This window comes from Alteromonas gracilis (genome assembly GCF_043642145.1).
GTDB classification, from domain to species: domain Bacteria; phylum Pseudomonadota; class Gammaproteobacteria; order Enterobacterales; family Alteromonadaceae; genus Alteromonas; species Alteromonas gracilis_B.
In genome coordinates, this window is sequence record NZ_JBHZRZ010000009.1 from 154,299 (window position 1) to 179,357 (window position 25,059).

General features: G+C 45.0%; 19 protein-coding genes. 9 read left to right on the plus strand and 10 right to left on the minus strand.

Annotated features, from left to right (window positions below; translation table 11 throughout):
• The first annotated feature begins 18 nt into the window (after nt 1–18).
• From ACHUFN_RS16075 to ACHUFN_RS16085, 3 genes are all read left to right on the plus strand, one after another.
• Nucleotides 19–2,862, plus strand: coding sequence for an EAL domain-containing protein (locus ACHUFN_RS16075; protein ID WP_394223458.1), 2,844 nt, complete (start codon nt 19–21; stop codon nt 2,860–2,862).
• A gap of 129 nt (nt 2,863–2,991) precedes the next feature.
• The gene (gene ribA / locus ACHUFN_RS16080; RefSeq protein WP_334058690.1) at nt 2,992–3,606 is read left to right on the plus strand and encodes a GTP cyclohydrolase II; all 615 of its coding nucleotides are present in this window, start codon (nt 2,992–2,994) and stop codon (nt 3,604–3,606) included.
• 166 nt (nt 3,607–3,772) lie between these two features.
• Entirely contained in the window at nt 3,773–5,218 is a 1,446-nt protein-coding gene (locus ACHUFN_RS16085; protein ID WP_394223459.1) for a DUF3300 domain-containing protein, read from the plus strand.
• 114 nt (nt 5,219–5,332) lie between these two features.
• Here ACHUFN_RS16085 and ACHUFN_RS16090 read toward each other — a convergent pair whose 3' ends face one another.
• On the minus strand, nt 5,333–6,205 hold the full coding sequence (locus ACHUFN_RS16090; protein WP_394223461.1) for an ATP-grasp domain-containing protein: 873 nt from the start codon (nt 6,203–6,205) through the stop codon (nt 5,333–5,335).
• Between the two features lie 155 nt (nt 6,206–6,360).
• On the opposite strand from ACHUFN_RS16090, the gene ACHUFN_RS16095 reads away from it, so the two are divergent.
• From ACHUFN_RS16095 to ACHUFN_RS16105, 3 genes are all read left to right on the plus strand, one after another.
• Nucleotides 6,361–7,842 carry a methyl-accepting chemotaxis protein gene (locus tag ACHUFN_RS16095; RefSeq protein ID WP_394223463.1) on the plus strand — a complete coding sequence of 494 codons (1,482 nt, stop codon included), beginning with the start codon at nt 6,361–6,363 and terminating at the stop codon, nt 7,840–7,842.
• Between the two features lie 39 nt (nt 7,843–7,881).
• A complete protein-coding gene (locus ACHUFN_RS16100; RefSeq protein ID WP_394223464.1) occupies nt 7,882–8,400 on the plus strand; it encodes a DUF6436 domain-containing protein in 519 nt (172 codons plus the stop codon).
• A 121-nt stretch (nt 8,401–8,521) separates the two neighbouring features.
• On the plus strand, nt 8,522–9,262 hold the full coding sequence (locus ACHUFN_RS16105) for a MauE/DoxX family redox-associated membrane protein (protein WP_394223465.1): 741 nt from the start codon (nt 8,522–8,524) through the stop codon (nt 9,260–9,262).
• Nucleotides 9,263–9,354: 92 nt separating this feature from the next.
• Here ACHUFN_RS16105 and ACHUFN_RS16110 read toward each other — a convergent pair whose 3' ends face one another.
• The 6 genes from ACHUFN_RS16110 to ACHUFN_RS16135 form a co-directional block, all read right to left on the minus strand.
• Nucleotides 9,355–10,335: a histone deacetylase family protein gene (locus tag ACHUFN_RS16110; RefSeq protein WP_394223466.1), complete on the minus strand. Its 981-nt coding sequence runs from the start codon at nt 10,333–10,335 to the stop codon at nt 9,355–9,357.
• Nucleotides 10,332–12,173 carry a GNAT family N-acetyltransferase gene (locus ACHUFN_RS16115; RefSeq protein ID WP_394223520.1) on the minus strand — a complete coding sequence of 614 codons (1,842 nt, stop codon included), beginning with the start codon at nt 12,171–12,173 and terminating at the stop codon, nt 10,332–10,334. Before ACHUFN_RS16115 ends, ACHUFN_RS16110 begins: the two co-directional genes overlap by 4 nt.
• A 120-nt stretch (nt 12,174–12,293) precedes the next feature.
• Nucleotides 12,294–12,791 carry a YqiA/YcfP family alpha/beta fold hydrolase gene (locus ACHUFN_RS16120; protein WP_394223468.1) on the minus strand — a complete coding sequence of 166 codons (498 nt, stop codon included), beginning with the start codon at nt 12,789–12,791 and terminating at the stop codon, nt 12,294–12,296.
• Between the two features lie 56 nt (nt 12,792–12,847).
• Nucleotides 12,848–15,946, minus strand: coding sequence for an efflux RND transporter permease subunit (locus ACHUFN_RS16125; RefSeq protein ID WP_394223469.1), 3,099 nt, complete (start codon nt 15,944–15,946; stop codon nt 12,848–12,850).
• 21 nt (nt 15,947–15,967) lie between these two features.
• Nucleotides 15,968–17,113 carry an efflux RND transporter periplasmic adaptor subunit gene (locus tag ACHUFN_RS16130; protein ID WP_394223471.1) on the minus strand — a complete coding sequence of 382 codons (1,146 nt, stop codon included), beginning with the start codon at nt 17,111–17,113 and terminating at the stop codon, nt 15,968–15,970.
• 314 nt (nt 17,114–17,427) lie between these two features.
• Nucleotides 17,428–18,072 carry a DNA-J related domain-containing protein gene (locus tag ACHUFN_RS16135; RefSeq protein ID WP_394223473.1) on the minus strand — a complete coding sequence of 215 codons (645 nt, stop codon included), beginning with the start codon at nt 18,070–18,072 and terminating at the stop codon, nt 17,428–17,430.
• 92 nt (nt 18,073–18,164) lie between these two features.
• Here ACHUFN_RS16135 and ACHUFN_RS16140 point away from each other — a divergent pair, with 92 nt between their 5' ends.
• Nucleotides 18,165–20,072: a CHASE3 domain-containing protein gene (locus ACHUFN_RS16140; RefSeq protein WP_394223475.1), complete on the plus strand. Its 1,908-nt coding sequence runs from the start codon at nt 18,165–18,167 to the stop codon at nt 20,070–20,072.
• Nucleotides 20,073–20,205: 133 nt separating this feature from the next.
• The gene (locus ACHUFN_RS16145; RefSeq protein WP_394223477.1) at nt 20,206–20,922 is read left to right on the plus strand and encodes a DUF1499 domain-containing protein; all 717 of its coding nucleotides are present in this window, start codon (nt 20,206–20,208) and stop codon (nt 20,920–20,922) included.
• 101 nt (nt 20,923–21,023) lie between these two features.
• Here ACHUFN_RS16145 and ACHUFN_RS16150 read toward each other — a convergent pair whose 3' ends face one another.
• On the minus strand, nt 21,024–21,626 hold the full coding sequence (locus ACHUFN_RS16150; RefSeq protein WP_394223479.1) for a LysE/ArgO family amino acid transporter: 603 nt from the start codon (nt 21,624–21,626) through the stop codon (nt 21,024–21,026).
• Nucleotides 21,627–21,818: 192 nt separating this feature from the next.
• On the opposite strand from ACHUFN_RS16150, the gene ACHUFN_RS16155 reads away from it, so the two are divergent.
• Nucleotides 21,819–22,703: an ArgP/LysG family DNA-binding transcriptional regulator gene (locus tag ACHUFN_RS16155; protein WP_394223481.1), complete on the plus strand. Its 885-nt coding sequence runs from the start codon at nt 21,819–21,821 to the stop codon at nt 22,701–22,703.
• A gap of 12 nt (nt 22,704–22,715) precedes the next feature.
• Here the strand turns inward: ACHUFN_RS16155 and ACHUFN_RS16160 are convergent, their stop codons facing one another.
• Complete coding sequence (locus tag ACHUFN_RS16160; protein ID WP_394223483.1) at nt 22,716–24,260, minus strand: GGDEF domain-containing protein; 1,545 nt, start codon at nt 24,258–24,260, stop codon at nt 22,716–22,718.
• Between the two features lie 195 nt (nt 24,261–24,455).
• Complete coding sequence (locus ACHUFN_RS16165; protein WP_394223485.1) at nt 24,456–24,764, minus strand: hypothetical protein; 309 nt, start codon at nt 24,762–24,764, stop codon at nt 24,456–24,458.
• Between the last annotated feature and the right edge of the window lie 295 nt (nt 24,765–25,059).

Here is a 25,059-nt window from a genome sequence, read left to right on the forward strand (position 1 = left end):
GCTTCAAGGAAAAAGCTAGTGCCAATCTCCCGGCTAACAAAGTACGTATTAGCGTTGCTCATGGGTTGGGTAGTATGTAGCACAAGTATCTTTGCTAAAGCGTACCTAACCGTTAATGAATCTTTCGAAAGAGATATCATTAATCATTACGCCCGAGTATCCCTTGCCCCAGAAAGTGCAACCTATTTCGATGTTTTAACAGGAATTTCAACCAAGTCACCCTCGCCTTCAGTGGTCGCAAATGAGCGAATTTGGTATTCAACTGAACTAGTTCATACTGGCTATAGCCCAATCCCATTGGTGTTAAATATCGACCGGCTAAACGTTGACGATTTACATATATACCTTCTGGATGACAGTCAGCGAATTATCAAGTCTTACCGCTATCAAGCGGGAAAAGGCGATCATTCTTTAAGACAACCTCTTCCTAATATTAGGTTTGCTTTCACCCTACAGCCGTATCAAGACGCACGGCTTTTGATAGCGATAAAAGATGAGGGGCTAAAGTATTTCCCTATTTCTTTATGGAAGCGCGATCTTCTTGCTCAGCACGATACCAATATGCTGATGTTGCTGGGTGCGGTATCGGGTGTGATGGCCCTAATCGCCTCCTACTTCCTGTTTTCGTATCTATACCAGCGCATTCCCACTCGGTTCTGGTTGACCATGTCTTCACTTGTGTTAATTGCACTGCTGTTTATTACTGAGGGGGGGTTAGCATTTTGGCCAAGCTTAACCAATGCAAGCGAGCAGTTTTATGCGGTATGTTTTGGCGTTCTCTTGCTTTGTATAGCCAAAGTAACTCATCATTTATTTGAGCGTATTCCTCTTATTTTACGTCTTCTTAATTATTGGGCCCCCATTTTAGCGGTAGCGTATTGCCTGACTGTGGGTGCGTATACAGCCACTATCACATTATTACTGCTCACTGCTGCGATGGGGCTCTATCACGTTTTGCTTGCCCTAGTATTTAAAGACAAAGACAGCAGCGTGGTGAGCACGACGTTTATTCTGGCTTGGCTGTCATTCTTTGCATTTTACGCCATTGTTACGCAAAACCTATTTGGCGACCTCATTTACACCATTGATGTGGCTATGGGCATGCTCCTTTTTGTCACACTAGGGTTCTTATGCTTTGGATTCGCCGTCATCACTAAAGAAGATGTGCGCAATCAATTCCAACTTTCAACGCAAGCTGAAACCATTTCCAATCTTAATTACTTCTATGATCTTTTCAGAAACTCAGCTGAAGGGCATTACACATCCACATGGGACGGTAAGTTAATCTCGGTAAATCCTGCCATGTGCAAGGTGTTTGGCTACGAGAGTGAAGAAGAAATGCTTACTGAGGGCGCAAGCACAAGAATTTTTTACCAGTCGCCAGAAGACCGACAGCTTTTGCTGGGTGAAATATCACAAAATGGCCATGTTACTGGGAAGGAGATTCGAGGAAAGCGCAAGGACGGCAGTGAATTTTGGTTCTCAATTTCCTGTCAAATTAGAGAAAACGAGGAAGGCAGCTACCTTTACGGTTCCATTATTGATATTTCCGAAAAGAAACAGTCAGACTTGAGCCTTCAATATCTAGCAACTCACGACTCTCTCACGGGTGTATATAACAGACGCCAATTTGAAGCCACGTTTAAAGAGGAAGTAAACAGTGAGCCAGATATGCCTGTGTGTTTGCTGTTTTTAGACCTCGACCGATTTAAAGTGGTTAACGACACCTGCGGGCACAAAGCAGGAGATGTCCTGATTAAGGATGTAGCCCGCCTCATTGAAAATACGTTACTTCCCAATGCTCAATTAGCAAGGCTTGGCGGCGATGAATTTGGCGTTATTTATTCCCTCGTCGATGCAGACACTGTTTATCTGAATGCGGTTAAAATACTTAATGCGGTTCAAACCTATCGCTTTATGTGGGACAACCGCATTTTCAATCTTGGCGTAAGTATAGGTATGGTTGTGTGCGACGATGCCACGGTTAGCTCTGGTCAGTATTTGAGTATGGCAGATGCGGCGTGCTATTTCGCTAAAGAGCAAGGAAGAAATCAAGTTCACAAATACAATAAAGATGACGAGAGCATGCAGCGTTACCAGCGCGAACTTGACTGGGTGTCTTCTATTAATAACGCGTTGGAAGAAGGTCGCTTTGAACTTTACTACCAGTCGTTACGCCCTTTAAGCAAAACCAACGACGGCCACTATTACGAAGTGCTTCTGCGACTTCGTGAGCAAGACGGTAAGCTAGTTGAGCCTGCTAATTTTTTACCTACCGCTGAGCGATTTGAGATGAACGTAAGCGTAGATAAATGGGTAGTAACCCACACCTTTAAGTGGCTTTCTGAAAACCCTGAACATCTAGAAGAACTTAAACACTGCAGTATTAACCTTAACTGTCATTCATTGGCAGACAGAGACTTCACCCTTTTTGTTCTAAATGCTTTTGAGACCTTTAAAATTCCGTATAACAAAATTTGTTTCGAAGTGATTGAATCGGTAGCCATAATACGAATGGAAGACACGTTGGCCTTCATGCGCACCTTTAATCGGCTTGGTTGTTCCTTTGCGTTAGATGATTTTGGCAGCGGCTTCTCGTCGTACAGCTACCTTAAGAGCTTACCCGTAAGCCAAGTAAAAATAGACGGTATGTTTATCAAAGATATGCTTAACGACAGCGTAGATACCGCCATGGTGGCATCAATTAACGATGTAGCAAAAGCGATGGGCATGCAGACTGTTGGCGAGTTTGTTGAAAATGAAGCAACGATGGCTCAACTAGGCAAGATGGGCGTAGACTTTGCCCAAGGGTTTGGTGTAGCAAAACCCGCACCTTTAGCAGCGTTTCAGCCTTTGCAATAACCCCTCTTGATACAAACGCTATGAAAAAAGTGATAGCTCGAGCGTCAACTCGCGTATAATAAAATGGTATACTTGCAAAAAGAGAAGTCATCCCCACTTATTGCCTACTGTCCAAAGTGTAGAAGTAACATGAGTAGCAAACAGCCTAAATACGAATATGTCAGTACCGCAAAATTACCCACACGAATGGGTGATTTTAAAATACACGGTTTTGTAGAAGCCAGCGGGCAAGAGCACGTTGCACTTTCTTACGGAGAGTGGAAAGAAGATGACGTGGTTCCAATTCGTATTCATTCAGAATGCTTAACCGGTGATTCTTTATTTAGCACGCGCTGTGACTGTGGTTTTCAGTTAGAAAAAGCCATGCAAAATATTGTCGATAATGGCCATGGTGTATTGCTTTATTTGCGCCAGGAAGGTCGAGGTATTGGTCTTTTAAACAAAATTCGCGCTTACAACCTTCAAGATAGCGGCATGGATACCGTTGAAGCTAACGAACACCTTGGTTTTGATGCAGACCTTAGAAGCTACGATATCTGCAAATTAATGCTCGATACGTTAAACGTGAAGCATGTAGAGCTAATGACCAACAACCCGAAAAAGTTAGCGGCATTAAAGGCGCTCGGCATTGATGTTGTTGCAAGAAAGCCTATTGATCACGGTATTACGAAAGACAACAAGCATTACCTAAAGACTAAAACCGAGAAGCTTGGTCACGCCTTCGACCCACATGTATTGAAGTGAGTGATTTTAAATCAATCTTTCCCCTAAATTGTCGAAAACGCCCACGCTACCGTGGGCGTTTTCTATTCAGCTTCGGTTAATCATGATTTGGTTATAACGTACACAGACTTACCACATTGCGCACGAAATGCGGCTACTGTGCTGCATTGCAATGTAAGGAGAATGTATGAAAAACATAACCTTATCAGTGATTATTGCTCTTTCGACTTCAGCGGCTCTGCCTGCTGTCGCGCAGTCTACAAGCAACGTCACACAAGTTTCTACCTCAACAGGCCAGTATTCTGATGCCGAGTTAGATAGTGTGCTAGCGCCAATCGCGCTATATCCTGACACACTGCTCACGCACATTTTAATTGCTGCTACTTACCCTTTAGATGTTGTTTCAGCCGATCGCTGGCGGCAAAGCAATAAACATTTAACACCTGAGCAAGTCGAAAACGCCTTGGCCAATGTTCAGTGGGACGCAAGCGTAAAAGCATTGGCGTCATTCACTGATTTACTCAATACCATGGCTAACGACCTTCAATGGTTACAACAACTTGGCGACAACGTACTGATTGATCAAAGCCGCGTGCTTGACCGTGTACAGGTACTGCGCCAACACGCGCTTAATACAGGTAACTTAGTGACAAACGATTACATTGAAGTGGAAAGAGAGCGTGAGCGCAGCAGAGAGATTATCTACATAGAGCCTCGCCAACGGGAAGTGGTGTATGTTCCCTATTATGACCCCCACATCGTTTACGGGCATTGGTGGCACGCATCAACACCTGTGCACTGGCGCCATCACGTAAGCTACCACCACCATAGTAATGTTTTCTGGTCACCCAGAATTCGTCTGTCTACGTTCTTCTTTTTTGGCAGCGTGCATTGGCATAATCGCCATGTGGTCATTCATCGCGAGCCTGTTCGCCGCTACTATCACGGCAGCCCTAGAAAACGGGTGATTAGCAGAGACTACCGACGCTGGGAGCACAGCAGCGTGCATCGCCGTGCTCGCTATTCTAACCGTGTCATTCATAGTGCACCGGCGCGCTATGAACATGTTGGTGTTACCCGTGCATCGCAGGGTTTAACTAAACGTACAACGCTTTCAAGCTCATCGCCTCATCGCGTTGACTCAGTTAATCGCGTTAAGACATCGCGAACTATTGCACGCAAAGAGGTGACACCGCTTCGAGAAAACCGACTACAAAACACACAAGGTACGGTAAAGCGCAAGCAATCTATTGAGCACGCGCTAAAGCGCAATCAAACGGTAGTTAGAAACAGTCGCCCAACGAAAGAAAATACGTTAAAGCAGCTTCAGCGTACAAATCAATCGAAGGTATCGTCGACCTCGAAATCCATTCAACATGGTGAACAAAAGGCCCGTATTTCGCGTGCGCCTAAGCATGATTACAGCAAAAAGCGTATTGAAAAAACAAGCCCGCAAAAACGGGAGTATTCACAGTTTAACAGCAAGCCAAAGCGCGTTGAGCGGGCAGGCGACCTTTCAGCAGGTAAAGTTCGAGCAAACTCAACAAGAACAGTGAAGCAGACCCGAAGTGATAAATCTCAACGTCAGGTCTCTCGCATTGAGCGGCGTGTTTCAAAGGCGAATAGCTACTAGCATTGTTGCACATGGGATGACACAAACGTGCTCTCATTGTGTCAGGCTGTAAGCGTTAAGCTGGAGCATAATCTTTATCGGGAAAAGGCCTCGCAAATACGTTAATTGTGAGGCCTAACGCTTAGCCTCGTGCAGCGTCACTAGCGCTTCTACAAAACGAAGCGCAGACTGTTCATCTAAATTGAAATACAAAGAAGGCTCTATTAGCTCAAGCTCCATAATTGCCCAGTCATCGTTTTGCCTCACTAAATCCACACGAGCGTAAAGCGCTTTGCAAGGCATAGCGGCAAGCGCCTGCTTTGCAATGGCTTGTTGTGCACCGTCTATTTCAACAGTATGTAAGCTTCCTCCGTGCTCTTCTTGAACGCGGAAATCCCCTTGTTGCGGCACCTTTTTTATGGCATGGCTAAATGTCCCATTAAAATAGAACAGTGAATATTCCCCTTCTTCAACAACACTGTTTAAAAAGGGTTGTATCATAAAGTTACGTTGCTTGAAGGTATCAGAAAGTATTTGCTGCTTGTCTTTCCACGAGGCCTTTGAAAGCTTAAAAGTATCGTCGGCATTGGCGCTAAGCACAGGCTTGACAACTACCGAATCACAATTAAAATACGAAAATGCCTCTTCTATAACAGCGTTATAAAAAGTATCTCCCCACATCGTATCTACAGTGGCTACACCTTTTTTTTCTAAGTCTCTAAGATAGTATTTTTCTATGTTCCATTTTATTAGCACTAGTGAATTAAGCAAGGTTGCACGCGACGCTTCAATTCTATCTAAGCAAGCTAAAAAAGCCTTAGCGTGTTGTTGATAATCCCATGTGCTTCGCACTATTACATAGTCAAACTTATCCCAGTTTACCGAATTGCTATGCCAAGACACTGTTTCCACATTCCATCCGCAATCATTGAAGTGGGGGATCAAGAGTTCGTCGTAAACAAAGAACCCTTCGAGATTGTCGGTAGATAGGAAAGCTATAGCTGGCATGTTTGTGATCCTCGTCGCATTAATCTTTGTACACAGTGGCTATTTTTAGACGAAAGTTAAATAGCGCAAAAAACCAGCGCACGTAAACTACGCGAAATTAGCACAGCCCATACTTTTAACCTACACTTTGCCCTAAATACTTGATGGAGATTGGCATGCAGTATCCTTGGCTCCTTGAAGGTCATAAAATCTTCCGTGTCGTACTTATCATTCAACTACTTGCAGCTATCGGCATTGGCCTATTTACAGGCGAGCTTCTGCCGGCTTTTATACTTGGCATCCCCATGGCCGTGGTGCCCTTGGTATTAAGTTTGCAAAATCCGTATTCAGCAATAAGCCGTCACGCCATGGCAATAGGCGTGCAGCTACTCGCAGCACTGCATATTCACCAGTCCTTCGGGTTGATTGAAGTGCATTTTGAAATTTTTGTTCTCTTAGCGTTTCTCTCGTGCTTCAGAGACTGGAAAATAGTAGCTACAGGTACAGCCGTTGTTGCCGTTCATCACATTTCATTTTTCTTCTTACAAGCGGGCGGCGCACCACTGTTTATATTTGAGGAAGGCCATGTCACCTTCCCTATCTTGCTCATGCACGCCGCATTCGCGCTATCGGAAGGTGGCGTGCTTATGTACATGGCAAAGCAAAGCCACCAAGAAGGTGCAGGTGCGGCCGAGCTTCGTATGGCTATCGATGCCATGCAAAAAAGCGACGGCAAACTTGACTTATCTGTTGAACTTAACCGTACACACAAAATAGTAAGACCGTTTGCCGAACTTATCGCACAGGTCAAATCGTTGATTGAACTTGCTTCAAACCTTACAGACGAAGTGGTAAGAGGCTGCGATAAGATGGAGCTGGCGGCAAACAACATGTTTGAAATAAGCAAAAACACCGACCAAGAAATTGCTATGGTGTCGGCGTCATCGGAAGAAATTGCACAAACCATGCAGCTGGCAACCGAGCAAACCACGCTTGCAAGTGACAAGGCATCTGAGGCACAAAATTCATCACAAACCACGCGCGATTCTATTTCAAATACTAGCCGTACTATTGATTCTTTGCGCAATACATTAAATGAAGCGTCTAAAACAAATAAAGCGTTGAACGAGCAGTGTTCGCATATCTCTGATGCTATGCGCTCTATTACCGCTGTTGCCGAGCAAACGAATTTACTGGCATTGAATGCTGCCATTGAGTCTGCGCGAGCCGGCGAGCACGGACGCGGATTTGCAGTCGTCGCAGACGAAGTGCGCACCTTGGCTATTCGTTCGAAAGAAAGTGCCGACCAGATAACCAGTATTACTGAACAGCTGGTTTCACAAACCGCCAGCTCGGTTGAGCAGATGCACACCTGTATTGAACTGGTTGATGAAGCGGTAGTGTCTAGCAATAACTCAACGTCTGCAATGACAAACATTATGCAGCAAATTCGCGAAGCCAGTGAAAGTATGACGGAAATAGCCACCTCTGCCATCGAGCAAGAATCAGCGTCATCGTCTATTGCGCAAAGCACGGCGCGCTTAAGCGAATTTACTTCTGAAGAACTTGCTACCGCTGAGTCTCTAGCTGGTGAGGTTGAAGTGTTGTCGCAGATATCTCAGCGTATGCGCAGTGCCATTGAACGCTTTAAGCTGTAACCGCAAGGCTTCAGCTAGATACTGCGAGATTGTTGCCAAATGCAAAAAAAGACCAGCTGGCTACTCCTTGTGCTGTGGGCGGTAAGTTTACTCACCGCCCTATTGGTTTATGGGCAACGCCAGCTTTCAGCTTTCGACCCCAATGGTGAATTACTTCACCGCACCACAGCACCTGACTTTGACGCGTCGCTCGTTGCACTGTTAAAAGAGCAGAACATTGATGCAGGGTCTGTTATTCACGTTAGCAGTAAGTCGCGCTGCTACTGTGAAACACTTACAACGCCACACCAAACTCAGCTTATAAAGCGACTGGGAAATGATTTTCATCAGGCTAGCCTGAATATAGAGGACGTACCTGAGCTTGGCGCTATACTTGACGCAGTGCCCGCGCTTATAGTCTTAGACAAGCAAAATCAACTTCGTTATTTAGGCCCTTACGCTACCGGGTACGGCTGTTTCACAGGTAAAAACCTTGTTAAGCAGGTTGTAGGCTATACCAACCAGCTTCCTTATAATGGTGCGGTTATCAATACTGACGCGACAGGTTGCTTCTGCTAGATCGCTGGCACAAATTATGTAACCCATCTTTGTACATCGTAATCTTACTAAAACCTGGGAAAAACTGAGTATATTTTGCGCATCTCTAACCGCTTTGGGAAAGGTTTACAAGGAGTCCAACATGTCTAAACGCGCGACGCTATATCGCATGGTCACCCCCGATCACATCTGTCCTTTCGGGCTTAAATCAAAAGACTTGCTAGAGAGAAAGGGCTATAACGTTGACGATCATCACCTATCAAACCGCAGTGAAACTGACGCATTTAAAGAAAAACACAATGTTAAAACCACGCCGCAAACCTTTATAGATGACAAGCGTATTGGCGGTTATGACGACTTGAGAGATTACTTCAATTTGAAACAAGAAAGTGAATTTGGGTCGCGCTATACCCCCATCATTGTGATTTTTTCCTTAGCCGCACTCATGGTAATTGCACTTATGCTAAAAGGCGCTCTACCAGCGGGGCTTGAGACATTTATAATGAACTTTATCGGTATCACCATGGTGATACTCGCACTACAAAAGTTACAAGACATTGTGGCTTTTTCGAACCAGTTTATTACTTATGACCTTCTAGCGATGAAGCATGTTAGGTACGCTTATATTTACCCTTTTGCAGAAGCGTTTGCTGGCCTTGGTATGCTTGCAGGGTTGCCCGCGCTGTTGGTATCGCCAGTTTCTATCTTTATTGGCGGCATAGGGGCAGTGTCAGTGATAAAAGCCGTATATGTTGATAAGCGAGAGCTTAAATGCGCCTGCGTTGGCGGTAATTCAGACCTTCCTCTTGGTTTTATTTCACTTACCGAAAACCTTGCCATGTTGGGCGCGGGTCTTTACATGCTTAGCACGTGGCTGGCCTAAGAAACATAAAAACTGGTGCGCTGTTGGCGCAAGGGCGCTGACTGCCCGGTCAGCCTAATTAACCACAGTGCGAGCTAGCAGTAACACCGCGCTTACTGGGCTGGTTCAATAGGACGGCTCATGCCTTTAAGGTGCGACACCACACTTCGCCCCAGCGCACTTAAGTTATAGCCACCTTCCAGCATGCTTACGATGCGACTTTGGCAGCATTCATCGGCAACGGCGCGCAACTGTTGGCTAATCCAAAAATAGTCATCCTCAACTAAACGTAAGTGCGCCATAGGATCTTCCGCGTGGGCGTCGAACCCTGCTGAGATGAAAATAAGTTCGGGTTGAAAGTTGCGCAACGCGTTAAACCAGTGCTGTACTTTTTCTCGAAACACTTCCCCCGTGGCTCCTGCCTCTAATGGTACCGATAGAATATTACTGGCCAAAACGGGGGAGCCGCTATGAGGATAAAACGGGTGCTGAAAGCTGCTGCACAGCATGATGCGCTGGTCGCCAGCCACAATGTGTTCGGTACCGTTACCGTGATGCACGTCAAAATCAATAATGGCAACGCGCTTTAGCTCGTAGTTTTGAAGCGCATAACGCGCTGCTATAACAATGTTATTAAAAATACAAAAGCCCATTGCGCTGTCGTATGTTGCATGATGCCCTGGTGGCCTGGTTGCGCAAAACGCTTGTCTGTCATCGCCTTGCATTACCCAATCAACGGCGTTACACCCTGCTCCTGCCGACTCTAGCGCAGCATTTAAACTGTGGCGCATTAAGCCTGTATCTTCATCTAACCAAGCTACGTTATCTTTGTTTTCTGAATACAGTGTTTTTTCGTGATCGCTAAAAATTGATTGCGCTGCTTGCTCGAAAACACTTTTTACATAGTAAGGGTCGTGGGCCAATTTAAGATACGCTTCAGCGATAGGCGTAGCGTCGGCGTGCTCACACACCATATCCAGCCCTGAAGACAGCAGTTGGTCATCTATGGCAAATAAACGGTCTGGTGACTCGGGGTGCTCTTTACCTAAATCGTGTTTCGTGCCGTGTTTACCGCGGAATATTCTGATTGTCATGAGAGTGATGCCACATCCAGTACTAACTCTATGTCACTGGGGTCGCCAGTGAACTTCCTTTTGAATTGCGCTTGCTCAAATATGGCAATCATTGGGCTGTTGTCGCCGCGAACATAAGCCATCATCTTGGCAATGCCTCTTTTTTTCGCAACGTTGATAAGCTCGTTTAACAAACGACTTGCCATGCCTTTGCCTTGCTGCGTTTCTCGAGTAACAAATGCCGCTTCACAGGTATTATCATTGGGGTTGAAGTAAAACCGCCCGACTGCGTGAATAGTAATGCGAGAGCCCTCTTGCCTGACAATGCACAAGGCTGCATCTGAGCTTTGATCTACCGACACTAAATTACACGACTTTTCACGCGACATTTGTTTGGGGTCGTAGTTATAGCGAAGTCTTAACGTTTCCTTAGTATGGGAATAGAAGAACTCTTGCAAACGCCGTTCATCTGCGGGGTTCAAAGGACGCATGTAGAACGTCTCGCCTTGAATGTTGAGTTTTTTAAGCTGAATAGCACCCAGTTCAGGGATGTCAGTTGGATACTTTTCTTGATAATGGGGCACCCAATAGTGCTGCCTCACTTCTTCAAGTAGGCTTGCCCGAAATTTTGGGTGCGCAACACGAATAAGCTCAAGCGCTCGTTCTCGAATGCTCTTCCCTTTAAGCGACGCAATGCCGTATTCGGTCACCACATACTGTACATTGCCGCGCGAGGTCACTACGCCTGCACCTTCGCTTATACGCGGAGTGATTCGGGAGATAGTTTCATTTTTCGCGGTGGACGGCAGCGCGATAATGGCTTTCCCGCCTTTGCTGATAGAGGCGCCAGTGACAAAATCTACCTGCCCGCCTATACCACTGTAAAAGTCATAGCCCAACGAATCGGCCACCACTTGCCCAGTTAAATCCACTTCTAGCGCGCTGTTTATGGCAACCATGTTGTCATTCTTCGCTATATTAGTGGGCTTGTTGACGTAGCTACTTGGGTAAAACTCAATGTGTGGGTTATTGTCTATCAAGTTATATAATTGCCGAGTACCAATGGCGAAACTGGTGACAATTTTTCTTGGATGAAAGGTTTTCTTTCTATTGGTAATGGCACCCGACTCTAATAGCTCAATAATGCTATCGGTAAGCATCTCGCTATGAATACCTAAGTCTTTGTGATTGCATAAATACTTCAACGTGGCGCTGGGTATTTTTCCAATACCAAACTGCAGCGTTGCGCCATCATCCACCAGCATAGATACATACTGTCCAATTCGTTCCGCAACCGAATCGATAGGCGGAGGTGCAACTTCTACCAGCGGCTCTTCGGCCTCGATACAGGCAGTGATTTCGCTGATATGAATGTAAGAGTGCCCAGCAGTTCTTGGCACTTGCGGGTTAATTTGCGCAATAACTTTCTTGCTTTGCCTAATTGCCGACATGGCAATGTCTACGGCAGGACCTAACGAGCAATAGCCAAATTCATCTGGAGGGCTGACATTCACTAATGCGGCATCGAGTGCTAACGTGCCATCGCTGAACAAGCTTGAAATTTCTGACAGGAAAACAGGCGTATAGTCGGCGCGCCCTTCATCGACAGCTTTGCGCATGGCTTCGCCACCAATAAAGAAAGTGTTCGCTTTAAAGAGGTTCTTATACTCGTCTCTTACCCAGCGGGTATCGCCCAAAGCCAACATATGCACCAGCTCGATATCACTAAAACCGTCGCTGTTATCAATGAGGTGTTGCACTAACGCATGTGGTACTGCAGCATTTCCGCCAACAAAGACGCGGCAACCAGACTTTATCAACGACGACCATTGTGGAGCTTGCGGTAAACTAGATGTCATTTCCATCGGCCCTGTTTTTAGCAATGACTTCATCATGCCATAAAATCAGTGGCTTTCCTGCATTCGCGTGCAAGTGAGTTATAAGCGATTGGTCGTAGGCAACTGCTTGGCAAGCACGCGTTAGTATCGAAACTTTTCTAACCAATTCCTGAAAAATGGCGAAATTACTGACTTGCTGTTTGCTAAACGGTGACCGTCGTTAAGCAATAACAGTTGGGCTTTTTGATGCCGCGCATACTTTAAGCTATTTTCAATAGGGACAACGTCGTCATTCCAGCCATGCACCAAGCTGACATAGCCGTCGTAGGGAAAGCGCTGAATTTTATAGTTTGGCAAATATAGCGCCGGGGCCATAAGAAACACGCCTCTGGCCGAGATTTGACTTGCGGCGGCCAATGACACATAGCCCCCCATGCTAGACCCAACCAAAACAACGTCATTGCACTTTTCTGCTATGGTTTCTTTAAGGCGCACCAAACGTGCTTCGGGGCAGTCGAGATCTTGATAGTCAATACTCTCAACGCCAAAACCCATATCGTTCGCTACATTAGAAAGCGTTGTTATTTTACTTCCCCATGGACCGCTTTCTTTACCGTGGGAAAAAACAACGGTAGTCATTACCAATATCCCTATTCAAAAATGATAGTTTTCTCCCACTTTAGCGCACTTGCTCGTTACTTGTCTTCCCTGTGAAAGAGTTTTTCAACTACTACATAAAACATAGGTACAAAGAAGATAGCTAAGAATGTAGCCGCGAACATGCCACCCATTACCGCAATACCTATCGCATTTTGGCTGGCTGCACCTGCACCGCTTGCTAGCGCCAACGGTGTAACCCCTAAGATAAACGCCATCGACGTCATTAAGATGGGGCGAAAACGCTGAGAAGCAGCATTTGAAACTGCCGTCATCAAGTCTTCGCCGTTTTCATATTGTTCTTTGGCGAACTCAACAATAAGAATGGCGTTTTTCGCCGCCAAACCCACGGTTGTCAAAAACGCTACCTGTAAGTAAACGTCGTTGGGCAGGTTAAAAATAAATGCGGCAGTTACTGAGCCCAGTATACCCAAAGGCACCACTAACATGACGGCGAAAGGTACAGACCAACTCTCGTACAGTGCAGCCAAGCAAAGGAAGACAATTAATACTGAAAGCGTATAAAGCATGGGCGCTTGCGAGCCGGCTTCCTGCTCTTCATAAGACAACCCTGCCCATTCAATGGCAAACCCTGGGGGCAGTTGCTCAACCAACTTCTTCATTTCTGCCATTGCTTCGCCAGACGAAACACCTTCAGCGGCACTACCTTGAATATTTACCGAAGATACACCGTTAAAACGCTCTAATTTAGGCGAACCGTAAACCCATTCAGTGGTAGAGAAGGTGTTAAAGGCCACCATTTCACCGTCGCTGTTTCGAACAAACCATTTGTCTAAGTCTTCTGGCGTCATACGGTGAGGCAGATCTGCCTGCATGTAAACACGCTTAATGCGGCCTTTATCAATGAAGTCGTTTACGTAGCTAGAACCCCACGCTATTTGAAGCGCGTTGTTAATCTCACTTAAATTCAAGCCAAGTGCCGATGCTTTCTCGCTATCAATGTTAATTTTAAACTGCGGTACATCGCTTAACCCGTTGGGGCGAACACCAGCCAGTTTTGGGTTTTGTGCTGCCATTCCTAAAAGCTGGTTACGCGCATTCATTAGCGCTTCATGACCATTACCACCACGGTCTACCAACTGCATATCAAAACCGGTCGCGTTACCTAATTCCATAATTGGCGGTGGCACAATAGGAAAGGCAGAAGCATCTTGAATTTGGCTGAAAGCACCAAATGCTCGGCCCATTACTGCGAACGCAGAGTTGCTTTCATCGCGTACGCTCCAGTCGTTAAAGTTTAAAAACGCCATGCCCGCGTTTTGCGCTTGCCCTGCAAAGCTAAAGCCTACTACCGCGAACATGCCGTTCACCGCTTCTTGTTCTTCCTCAAGAATGTAATCTTCAACCTGTTTAATAGACTCAAGGGTACGCCCAGCGGTTGCGCCTGGTGGGGTGCTAACCAGCACCATCATACGGCCTTGATCTTCATCTGGTAGGAATGCACCGGGAAGTTGATTGAAAATAAACGCCATTCCTCCAACCAATAAACCGTATACCACGAAGTATCGCTTGAAGCGTTTCGCCATGTGGGTTGTGGTTTTTTGATAGCGGTCGCGGCCTTTATTAAAAGTACGGTTAAACCAGCCGAAAAAACCTTTGTTTTTGTCATGGTCTTCAGGGTGCTTTTTCAGTAGCGTGGCGCACAATGACGGAGAAAGAACAATAGCGACCAATACCGAAAATGCCATAGCCGACACAATCGTTATTGAGAACTGACGGTAAATAGCGCCCGCAGAACCGCTAAAGAAGGCCATGGGAATAAATACCGTTGAAAGCACAGCAGCTATACCGACAAGCGCCCCTGTGATCTGAGTCATCGACTTTTTAGTGGCTTCAGCTGGCGACAACCCTTCCTCTTCCATTATACGTTCAACGTTCTCTACCACCACGATGGCGTCATCTACCAGTAGACCGATAGCGAGCACCATCGCAAACATGGTTAGCACGTTAATACTAAAACCAAATGCCAGTAACACGGCGAACGTACCCAACAATACAACGGGAACAGCAATGGTAGGAATTAAGGTGGCACGCCAATTTTGAAGGAACAGCAGCATAACCAAGAAAACCAAAACTACGGCTTCAATTAACGTATGTACTACCGACTCGATAGATAACTCGATAAATGGCGAGCTATCAACCGGGTAAACCACTTTTACCGTATCGGGTAAATTAGCGCGCAGCTCTTCAACTCGGGCTTTCACCGCTTTGATGGTGTCTAACGCGTTTGCACCAGAGGCTAAGCTAATCGCCATACCAGATGCAGGTTTGCGGTCGTAGCGAACAATTACATCGTAGCTTTGTGCGCCCAACTCTACTCTGGCTACATCGCGCACGCGAACCTGTGAACCATCGGTGTTTACACGAAGTACAATGTTCTCGAAATCTTCAACGGTTTGAAGACGACTTTGGGCTTGAATTGTTGCGTTTATTTGCTGGTTTTCAATGGCGGGCATACCACCTAATTGCCCCGCAGACACATCGGTATTTTGTACTTGCACTGCCCCTTGAACGTCAGTGGGCGTAAGGTTGTAGCTGTACAGTTTGTCTGGGTCTAACCAAATGCGCATTGAACGCTGCGCACCGAAAACACGCACATTACCAACACCGTTTACGCGGGAGATTGGGTCGCGAAACTGGGAAACGAGCAAGTCACTCAGGTCGTACTGCGTCATCGAGTCGTCTTCGGAATAAAATCCCACTGCCAATGCAAACGCACTGTTGGCTTTGGTAACGGTTACCCCTTGTTGCTGCACTTGAGTGGGAAGCAAGGGCAACGCGCTTTGCACTTTGTTCTGCGTTTGTACCTGCGCAATGTCTGGGTCGGCGCCAGGTTCAAATGTTAGCGTTATCGACATACTGCTATTTGAGCTGCTTGCCGAGAAATACCGCAAGTTGTCAATGCCAGTAAGGCTTTGCTCAATCACCTGTGTAACAGAGTTTTCAACGGTTTCTGCTGATGCACCAGGGTACGATGCAGAAATGGTGACAGAAGGCGGAGCCACCTTGGGATACTGCTCAATAGGCAGTGACGTGATAGCCAGTACACCCGCCATCATAGTGATAATTGCTAGCACCCATGCAAACACGGGCCTGTCTATAAAGAAACGAGCCATATTAACTAAATCCCTTGCTTGCTAGCGTGAGCCGCGTGATGATGGTTGCCATTCAGACGGATTGACTTTCGCGCCAGGCTTCACTTTTTGATAGCCCGTTACAATCACTTTTTCGCCCTCACTTACGCCACTTAGCACCACGTACTGATCGCGATAAATCTTTCCAATTTCTAGTGTTCTGCCTTCCACTTCGTTGTTCTGATTAACCACGTACACCGACAGCGAACCATTTGGCTGGCGGGTAGTTGCGCGCTGAGGCACTAGCAATGCGTTCTCGCGACCAGTTATCACGTGGCCCTTAACAAAAAGCCCAGGAAGAAGCACGCCTTCAGGATTGGGCATTTCTGCACGAAGGGTGACAGAGCCTGTTGATTCATCTACCGTTACTTCAGAAAACTTTACGCTTCCGGTCTGGTCGTAACGCTTGCCTGTTACTTCATCCACCGTTAATTCAACATCCATCGAGCCTTGGCTTCTCATTGACTGGCGTAAGGTGATAATTGATGCACCAGATTCCTGCATGTCGATAAAAACAGGGTCTAGCTGCGTGATGGTTGCTAACTGCTGCGCTTGGTTTGTGGTAACAAGCGTACCTTCCGTTACATAAGAGCGACTAATGCGACCGCCAATAGGCGCATACACTTTGGTGTAGCCCATATTAACTTTTGCTACATCTACCGCGGCTTCTGCCACACTAATTGCAGCTTGTGCTTGTTCTTTTTGCGCGATTACGTCGTCGTATTCCTGCTTACTTACTGCATTTTGCGCCACTAGATCATCATAACGACGGGCTTTAGCTTCCAACGTTTTTAAGTTTGCTTGTGCACTTTTTAAATCTGCTTTCGCACTGTTCAACTGTGCTAAATAGCGGGCTTCGTCGATTTGATAAAGCTGCTGGCCTTTTTCAACGTGCGCACCTTCTTCAAACAAACGCTCAGTGATTACGCCATCAACCTGAGGGCGTACTTGTGACTGACGAGACGGACTTACGCGGCCGGGCAACACCATTTCATGTACTACAGGTTTCTGTTGTAGCGTGATTACAGAAACGGATGGCGCAGGCATACCCTGCTTCGCGCCTTGCTGTGATTGCTCACTTTCGTTTGAGCATCCAACAACACCCATCAGTGCAATCAATGCAGCGGTAACATAAAAAATGCGACTCATAAATTCTCTATTTCCCAATAACTTTTCACAGAACACGGCCTTTGCTCTGCAACTTCAAAACAACAGTAAAGCTTTTTACTTTTCAATATGCCGAATCATAGAAAGCCTATGTAGGCTTTTAACAATGTTGATCTGTAGTGATGTGTCGTGATTGAGCATTCGTTTATACGAATATATGCCCTTATAGGTCATATTGTGCGCACGTATAGATAAAAATAAAAGCGAATGTAGTTGAAATTACAGATGTTGTCGGTCAATCACCGAACCTTTTGTCCATAGCGTGAAGAAAGCAAAATTACACACAACCATTGGCTTCATTTAAACGAATAGTAACGCTGGAGCAGCTGGTAGGCGCGAATAACAGACTGCGCCTTTTGTTGAGAGCCCCCTTTATCGGGGTGTGCCGTTAACAGCGCTTTTTTGTAGGAACGCTTTAATTGTAGTTCAGAGAAATCAATGTCACGCTTTAGCGCTAAGGTATGCAACGCCTCTTCTATGCTTTGTTCATCGAATGTACAGGGCAACCCAGCAAAACGCTGCCAAAAACCCTCCAGCATTTTTTCTACATCGTCTTCCGTAACGTTTAAGTTCTCTAGGTCTAGATAGTACTGCGCTAGTTTGTCTGCTTCTCTCAAATCTGAGCGAGAGTCTAAAACTGTGTCAGTGTTATTCGAAGGTTCTACTTTCCTAACCAACTTTATCTTCAAGGCATGTATTTCAAGCTCACCTACTAACTCTCTTCGATAAATATCTTGTAGCTGATAAAGGCAGTGAAAAAGCAAAAAATGCACTGCAAACATAGAATGCGTTTGCTTTAGACAGTTTTTTTCAAGCAAACCAATTGAAGGTTTTTGCAAAAACTCAATAAGGCCGTACTCGCTCACCCCTTTTTCAAGAAGGTCTCTATTAAGATAGAGGGTGTCAATTACTGCCTCTATAAATGAGTCGCGTTCTCTCAATTTGCCTCCTTGTGTCACCTTTACTCATGAAAAACCGTCTACTACTATCTTATTAAAATTCAAAAGACAAAGCTAAGTAAGCACTAAACTTCATGGATTCTAGAATTAATTTGAGCAGAACGCTTAACTCTTACTTACTGCTAAGTATTGGCGTGCTTATTATCAATCTCAGTGTCTTTTTATTTGGTCGCCAAGCCAGTAACGAAAGAGAAGTGTGGGTAACACATACTCACGAAGTGCTAGATCTTAGTCATCAGGTTTTCACTAGCATTCAAAACGCGGAAACGGGCCAACGAGGCTATTTACTCACATTAGACAAGCGATACCTTGCACCATACCTTCTTGGCAAAGCCAACGTAACTAAGCAACTGACTGCGCTTAAGACAAAAACAAGCGATAACCAACAACATCAACAGCTCTTAGAAGAGCTTGGTGAGTTGATATCGAAAAAATTAACTGAACTTCAACAAACCATAGATTTAGCTGAACAAGGAGAAGTAAACAGCGCTTTGGCAGTGGTAAAAAGCGATATTGGCCAGGCATTAATGGAAGATATCAGGGGGAAGCTGGCACAGTTTAAAGCAACGGAACGAGCGTTGCTTTCAATTAGAAAAGACAAGCATGAAGAGGCTAAACGCTATCAATTTTATGGCGTGGCCTTTGCGGCACTCCTTCTGACAGCTATTGTTTTTACCACCGCTGTAATTTTTAAATTTCGAATAATAAACCCCATCAAGAAACTCACTCAAAAAGCCGTTATTTATACCGAAAAGAAGAACACCGGTTTTCACATTGATAAGTCAAGCGAAGAGGTGGAACAGCTCTCTTTAACACTCAACGAGATGTCGCGCAGTATTACTGACTCTTTATCAGCTTTAGAACAAGCCAAAGAGCAAAGTGAAAAGCATGCCAAAGTAAAGAGTACGTTCTTGGCAAACATGAGCCATGAGATAAGAACGCCACTCAATGGCGTTTTTGGCACACTTCAGCTTTTAAACAAAGAACTCAGCACTGAGAAAGGCAAGAGCCTGTTAGACCGAGCTATTTATTCAGTACGTTCCCTTAACTCCATTGTTAACGACATTCTTGATATATCAAAGCTTGAAGAGGGTAAGCTCACTATAGAAACCGTGCCATTTAGTCTTTCAGAACTTATGGAAGTTGCGCTTACCGACGTATCTATAACCGCACACGCAAAGGGAATCGCATTTTTATTTTACAACGAGTGCGAGCATGATGAATGGTTAGGCGACCCCGTTAGAATTAAACAAATTATCGACAATCTGGTAAGCAATGCCATTAAATTCACCGATGAGGGCGAAGTCGTACTAACCGTTTCTGAGTCAAATGCCCCTGAAGGCATACTGATTAAAGTGAAAGATAGCGGAATTGGCATGACACCTGCCGAGCAAAACAGGCTTTTTGATCGGTTTGAACAAGCGGACACCTCTATAACTCGAAGATTTGGCGGAACGGGTTTAGGCATGTCGATAACTCAACAGCTAGTAAGCATGATGGATGGTGATATCTCACTTGAAAGCGAGCGCAACAAGGGCAGCGAGTTTTCCGTATTCATACCGCTCAAGACCACTGAGCTAGCACTTGAGAGCGTGGGTCAGAGCGATATTGAACCAATAACTTTGAAAGAAAAAAAAGTACTTATTGTTGAAGACAACGAAATCAACATGTTAGTTATCAGCGAAGCTATTCGCGACTTAGGCACAGAGCCAACCGCAGCTGAAAACGGGCAGGAAGGCGTAGATGCATTCAAAAACAATGACTTTGATCTTGTTTTAATGGATATCCAGATGCCCGTTCTAGACGGAATAGAAGCGTGCAAAATAATGAAATCTGTTAGCCCGCACGTCCCTATTCTTGCTTTGACAGCAAACGTTATGACCGAAGATAAATCCACTTATATAGCGTGTGGATTCGATGCTGTTATCGGAAAACCTTTGGATTTATCAGAGTTCTATGCCGTGCTGTCAGATTTCGCATAAATAGAAAATTATATCCTATATATGCCCTATTTTAGTTCTATGTTACATTCAATGAAGAACAAAACGTTCATTTGAACCAATATATTCCAACGAACGTTATAATTAACCTACAAAAATAATATTTGGAGTTCACTTGAAAGCACTCATTGCCCTAACCAGTATTGTTGGTTTTCTTATGGTGGTGTTACCCGGGCCGCTATATCAATATGCCGGTGTTAGCTTAGGCACCGCGTTTACGTCACTACGATTCGGCGTGTATGTAGGCGGCGCGGCGTTAATACTGATTATTTTGCAGGTTCTAATTAATCGAAAAAACGTGGGTTGGGGTAGCACCTTTTTATGTGCCGTTCTGGCTTTAGTTGCCGTTGGCATGCCGGTTAGCATGATGAGTAAAGCAAGTGCAGTACCTCCCATTCACGATATCACTACTGACGTAACGAACCCACCTGAATTTGTCGCCATTGCGCCGCTTAGAGAAGGCGCGCCTAACTCTGTCGCTTACGAAGGCGGCGAGGTTACGAAGCAGCAGCTTGAAGCCTACCCTGAAATTAAAACACAACTTCTTCCACAACCTGTGAATGAAGTTTACATGGCAGCGGAAAAAGCCATTGAGGCATTGGGATGGGAGCGTGTAAGCGAAAGCGCATTACCCAATACCTTAGAAGCGACAGATACTACAGCTTGGTTTGGCTTTAAAGATGACGTAGTTGTTCGATTAACTGCCAAAAGTGACGATACGCTTGTTGATGTGCGCAGCAAATCACGAGTAGGAAAAAGCGATTTAGGCAAAAACGCGGAGCGCATCGACGCCTTTATGGTAGAGCTTAAGAACCAACTTGGTTACCACTAAGCCCAATATTTACTACTAGTCAGAAACTAAAAGCCCGTTTGTGTTCAACAAACGGGCTTTTTTAGAGCCTTCAATGTTCTAATTGGCAACTGCAATTTTTGCTACAAACTGGCCAACTGAATGCTCACCATTCCCAATACAGCCGCGTTTAGACGGTTGAACCAGCGCCAAAAATTAGGGCGCTGCATGTGATGTGCAAAGCGTGCTGTTAGCGTGCTAAGGCCTATAAACCATACTATTGAGGCACCAATTGCACCGCCCACAAACCACCACTTATTCTCTTGCCATTGACTGGCTAAGTTGCCCATAAGTAATAAAGTATCTAAGTAAAAGTGCGGATTTAGCCAAGTTACTGCTAATGCAATTAGCATTGCCTTTTTAAACGACAACTGCTTTTTCGCCATTTCAAGTACCAGTGTGTCGTTTGCCAAGGATGACTTTATTTTGTTAAATGCAATCCACAGCAAAAATGCGACGCCAGCCCACTTTGTAACCGTCACCAACATTGGGTATTCCTGCAACAGCAAGCCAAAACCCATCGCACCTAAACTAATTGAAATGGCATCACTTAGAATAAACAGTAATACGAACAGCGATGTCCACTGTCGTTTCATGGACTGCTCAATTAGAAAGCTGTTTTGTGCGCCTACTGCGATAATCAGGGTACCGCCCATCACGAAACCACTCGTTGCTGCCGCCAACATGATAAATGCCTCTTAATTAGGATAAATAAACAGTTTCAACGCTAATGCCGCCGCCTAATTTTTGGCTAAGCAATAACATTGGTAAGAATTGACTTGATTTTATACACCTTGAGCGAATAAATTAAATTAATGATATTTGTTTTAAATAAACAAAATTAATATTTATAACGTTCTCTTCACAGGCTGCAAAAAATGTTGGATTACGATGCACTGCGCTGTTTTTATGAAGTGCTTCGCTACGGCGGGTTTGAAAAAGGCGCTCAAGCGCTTAACCTTACTCAATCAGCGGTATCACAAAAAATAAAGCGCTTAGAGAAAAGCGTTGGCGGCCCAGTGATGGTGCGAACCAAACCTCTTCGCGCCACGCCTTTAGGTAAGGAACTGCTTGCGCACATTCAAAAAGTGAGCGTTTTAGAGGAAGCTCTGAATATTCAAAGCGGCTTAGAAGCAGTGGCTGCTCCAATTAGTGTTGCGGTAAATAACGACGTGCTCGCAACATGGTTTTCACAAGTCATGGCAGCGTTTAGCGATAAGCGAGCAAACCCCGTGCATATAGTGAATGCCGATCAGACGCAAACACGAGATATTCTTCAACAGGGCCGAGTCATGGCTTGCATTAGCCAAACCGGTACGCCCGTTACAGGAGGGCAATCGGTGAGACTAGGCACCATGCGATATCAGCTTTATGCCTCGCCTCGCTTTATTAAACGGCACCTTCTCAAAGGAATATCTGCTGAGAAGGTCATGAACACGCCGGGCTTACTGTACGACGAACACGACGTAACACTGCTGACCGATTATCAAAGAGAGTGTTTGAATATCGCCCCTACTTTTACCACCTGCCATTGGTATCCGTCTTCTCACGGATTTGTCAAAATGGCGCTAGATGGCGTGGTATGGGCTCTGCTCCCCACGCTGCAAGTAGAGCAAGAAGTTAACGAGGGAGATTTAATACCGCTGTTTCCTAAAAAAGAGCTAGGAGTTCCGCTATTTTGGCATTGGACAACGTTAGAGTCTGCGGCCTTGGACGATTTAACCAAAGCCGTTAAGCAAATAGCAAAAGTTCAGCTGAAATAGCGGCTACACAGCTTACGTAGAGGCTAACTCTGCGTTTTTATGTTTCTCTTTAACGCGATACATCTGCTTATCAGCTTTATTCAGCAGTGTGGTGAGATCTCTACAAGGCCTGTTGGTGATATATGCTCCAACACTGGCTGTAACGGGAATAACGGCATTATCTGTTCTGATATCCCTCTCGACCAAGCTTGCTTCGATGCGCGCGGCTAAGCGTTCAGATTGCCCTTCACTATAGCAGTGACTAAGTATTACAAACTCGTCTCCACCAAGACGGCCTACCGCATCTTGTTCTCTACACCGACTAAGTAAAATTTTTGCGATAACTTGCAATACTTTATCTCCGCAGTGATGTCCATATTGGTCATTAATGTCTTTAAAGTTATCAACATCGATAAAGAGGAGCGTTAAGTAGCCGCCTTCTTTATTGTAATTAGACAGCAGACCCTGCGCTATTCCCTCCCATCCACTGCGGTTTAACACATTGCACAAGGCATCCGTAGAGGCGCGTTTAAATGCATTGAGTCTATCATCATCTAGTTTTTTCACTTTTCGAGATGTTGCGATTGCAAAAATAAATGCTTCTATAGTCACGCCAACAACAAGGCCATACTGGAACAAGAAGTTAGAAACATCAAAGAACACTAGCCGGAAAAGCATCAAAACTACCATTACCGCAATGCCAGCCAACACCAAATTAGAACAATGCACTTTACGGTACGACGCATAAACACAACTAGATAGCGTAAAGCTCATGGTTATCAGTGTAATAGCACTGAGCATAATATTTACTCTCACCGCATCTGAATTTGGCAGAATAATTTGTATCACAGAAAGCGCTAGCCCAGCGCTTGCCAAACCTAATATTAACTGACGCAGCCAGCCTTTTAACAAGGCTTTAAAATCGAGCAGATGATCAAGAAATTTCACGCCGGCGAACACGGTTATGCCTGCGAACAATAAATGAAGCTTAAAATTTGTAAAAATCGTAACTAGAGGAAAGGCTATATTCAAAAGCCCCTCTTGCAGTGAAAAGAAAATAGCAGCGCTTAACACATAAAAGCTATATGAATAGAAACCATAGTTTCGCATGCTGGTTCCAAGCATGCCCACATACAAGGACAGTGCTAAACAAAAACCAATAAACAAGCTCATTGTGAACGTGTGAATTGACTCAAACTGCTGAAAATTAGCAAGCGAACTTACGGTTAAGGATATAGGTCGCTCTACCTGCGAGCTAATATCTAAATAAAGCTGTTTATGGGTATCATCAATCACGTACGATTTAAATGCGCCGGGCAGCGCAGGAATTTTTTGCATATCGGCGTCGTACAGCTGATTGTAGGGTATGTAATTACGAGGAAAGTATAAAACATGTGGCGAGCTTACATCACAGTAGAGGCTAAGCCGCTGTGAACCCGCTTTTAGCGTCACACTAGTTGAAGAAGACGCGTTGCTATTTGGCTGTGAAGAACACGCCGCAAAGGCATACGCACTGGTTAGCAGTAGAAGAAGGCCTATCAAGCAACGACATAAAATAAGCAACACACTGCTTGCCATAACCTAGACTTCCTTCTGAAACTGTAGCCATGCGCTTTTAGAAAGAGAGACTTTCACATGCGGCTGACTTATGAAGATAAGTGCTTCACTAGTACCAAGAGCTCAATTGTTACAGTTTAGTTTAAAAAATCTAAAAGCACCTTTAAAAAGCCAAATAAATGATAATCTGGTATTAGAGCGTGTTAGCTCAACATGCTAACGTCTTTCTATCGCTGGAATTTCAATGTAGGCGTCGGGGTCTGACTCTTTTAACGCGGCTAATTTACGCTTTCGCGTGGCCCGCTCATCTATGGTTTCACCGAATACTTGAACATGTAAATCAGCAATAAGCGCCTGCCCTTGCTCTTTACTGATGAGCCCCATTAGCTCTCCAGCACGCATAAACCCTTGCGTTCGATATTTATCGGCGTCAACGTTTTTCCCATCTTTGCTTGCGGTGTACAGGCTTATCAGCTGTTCTCTGCACGCATTTATAAACTTGGTCCTATCTCTTTCGTCGCGCATTTTCTTTTCCTTTAGTGGTATTCCTTTACGATCCACCTTAGCGACTTTTTGGCAGTGTGAAAAGATTGGAGCGAGATAGACTTACATCATGTGAAGGGTTTACACCTTGATTCACTATGATTAAAACGAGAACTATTTACGCCGGAATTCTTCATGGTATAGGCCTCGCTGTAACTGCGTATTTAAACTAAAGCGAACATTGGTAACTTTCTATTTTAATGACGTTTATTCTATTTTCTTCTTATTCTTTAATGCAAAATGAATGTTAGATTGTACAACTTGCTAAAGTTGCTAT

Bases quoted from the DNA above. Each gene is read 5' to 3' on its own strand.
- ribA (WP_334058690.1), top strand. From the start codon at position 2,992: ATGAGTAGCAAACAGCCTAAATACGAATATGTCAGTACCGCAAAATTA.
- ACHUFN_RS16085 (WP_394223459.1), top strand. From the start codon at position 3,773: ATGAAAAACATAACCTTATCAGTGATTATTGCTCTTTCGACTTCAGCG.
- ACHUFN_RS16090 (WP_394223461.1), bottom strand. From the start codon at position 6,205: ATGCCAGCTATAGCTTTCCTATCTACCGACAATCTCGAAGGGTTCTTT.
- ACHUFN_RS16095 (WP_394223463.1), top strand. From the start codon at position 6,361: ATGCAGTATCCTTGGCTCCTTGAAGGTCATAAAATCTTCCGTGTCGTA.
- ACHUFN_RS16100 (WP_394223464.1), top strand. From the start codon at position 7,882: ATGCAAAAAAAGACCAGCTGGCTACTCCTTGTGCTGTGGGCGGTAAGT.
- ACHUFN_RS16105 (WP_394223465.1), top strand. From the start codon at position 8,522: ATGTCTAAACGCGCGACGCTATATCGCATGGTCACCCCCGATCACATC.
- ACHUFN_RS16110 (WP_394223466.1), bottom strand. From the start codon at position 10,335: ATGACAATCAGAATATTCCGCGGTAAACACGGCACGAAACACGATTTA.
- ACHUFN_RS16115 (WP_394223520.1), bottom strand. From the start codon at position 12,173: ATGACATCTAGTTTACCGCAAGCTCCACAATGGTCGTCGTTGATAAAG.
- ACHUFN_RS16120 (WP_394223468.1), bottom strand. From the start codon at position 12,791: ATGACTACCGTTGTTTTTTCCCACGGTAAAGAAAGCGGTCCATGGGGA.
- ACHUFN_RS16125 (WP_394223469.1), bottom strand. From the start codon at position 15,946: ATGGCTCGTTTCTTTATAGACAGGCCCGTGTTTGCATGGGTGCTAGCA.
- ACHUFN_RS16130 (WP_394223471.1), bottom strand. From the start codon at position 17,113: ATGAGTCGCATTTTTTATGTTACCGCTGCATTGATTGCACTGATGGGT.
- ACHUFN_RS16140 (WP_394223475.1), top strand. From the start codon at position 18,165: ATGGATTCTAGAATTAATTTGAGCAGAACGCTTAACTCTTACTTACTG.
- ACHUFN_RS16150 (WP_394223479.1), bottom strand. From the start codon at position 21,626: ATGTTGGCGGCAGCAACGAGTGGTTTCGTGATGGGCGGTACCCTGATT.
- ACHUFN_RS16155 (WP_394223481.1), top strand. From the start codon at position 21,819: ATGTTGGATTACGATGCACTGCGCTGTTTTTATGAAGTGCTTCGCTAC.
- ACHUFN_RS16160 (WP_394223483.1), bottom strand. From the start codon at position 24,260: ATGGCAAGCAGTGTGTTGCTTATTTTATGTCGTTGCTTGATAGGCCTT.
- ACHUFN_RS16165 (WP_394223485.1), bottom strand. From the start codon at position 24,764: ATGCGCGACGAAAGAGATAGGACCAAGTTTATAAATGCGTGCAGAGAA.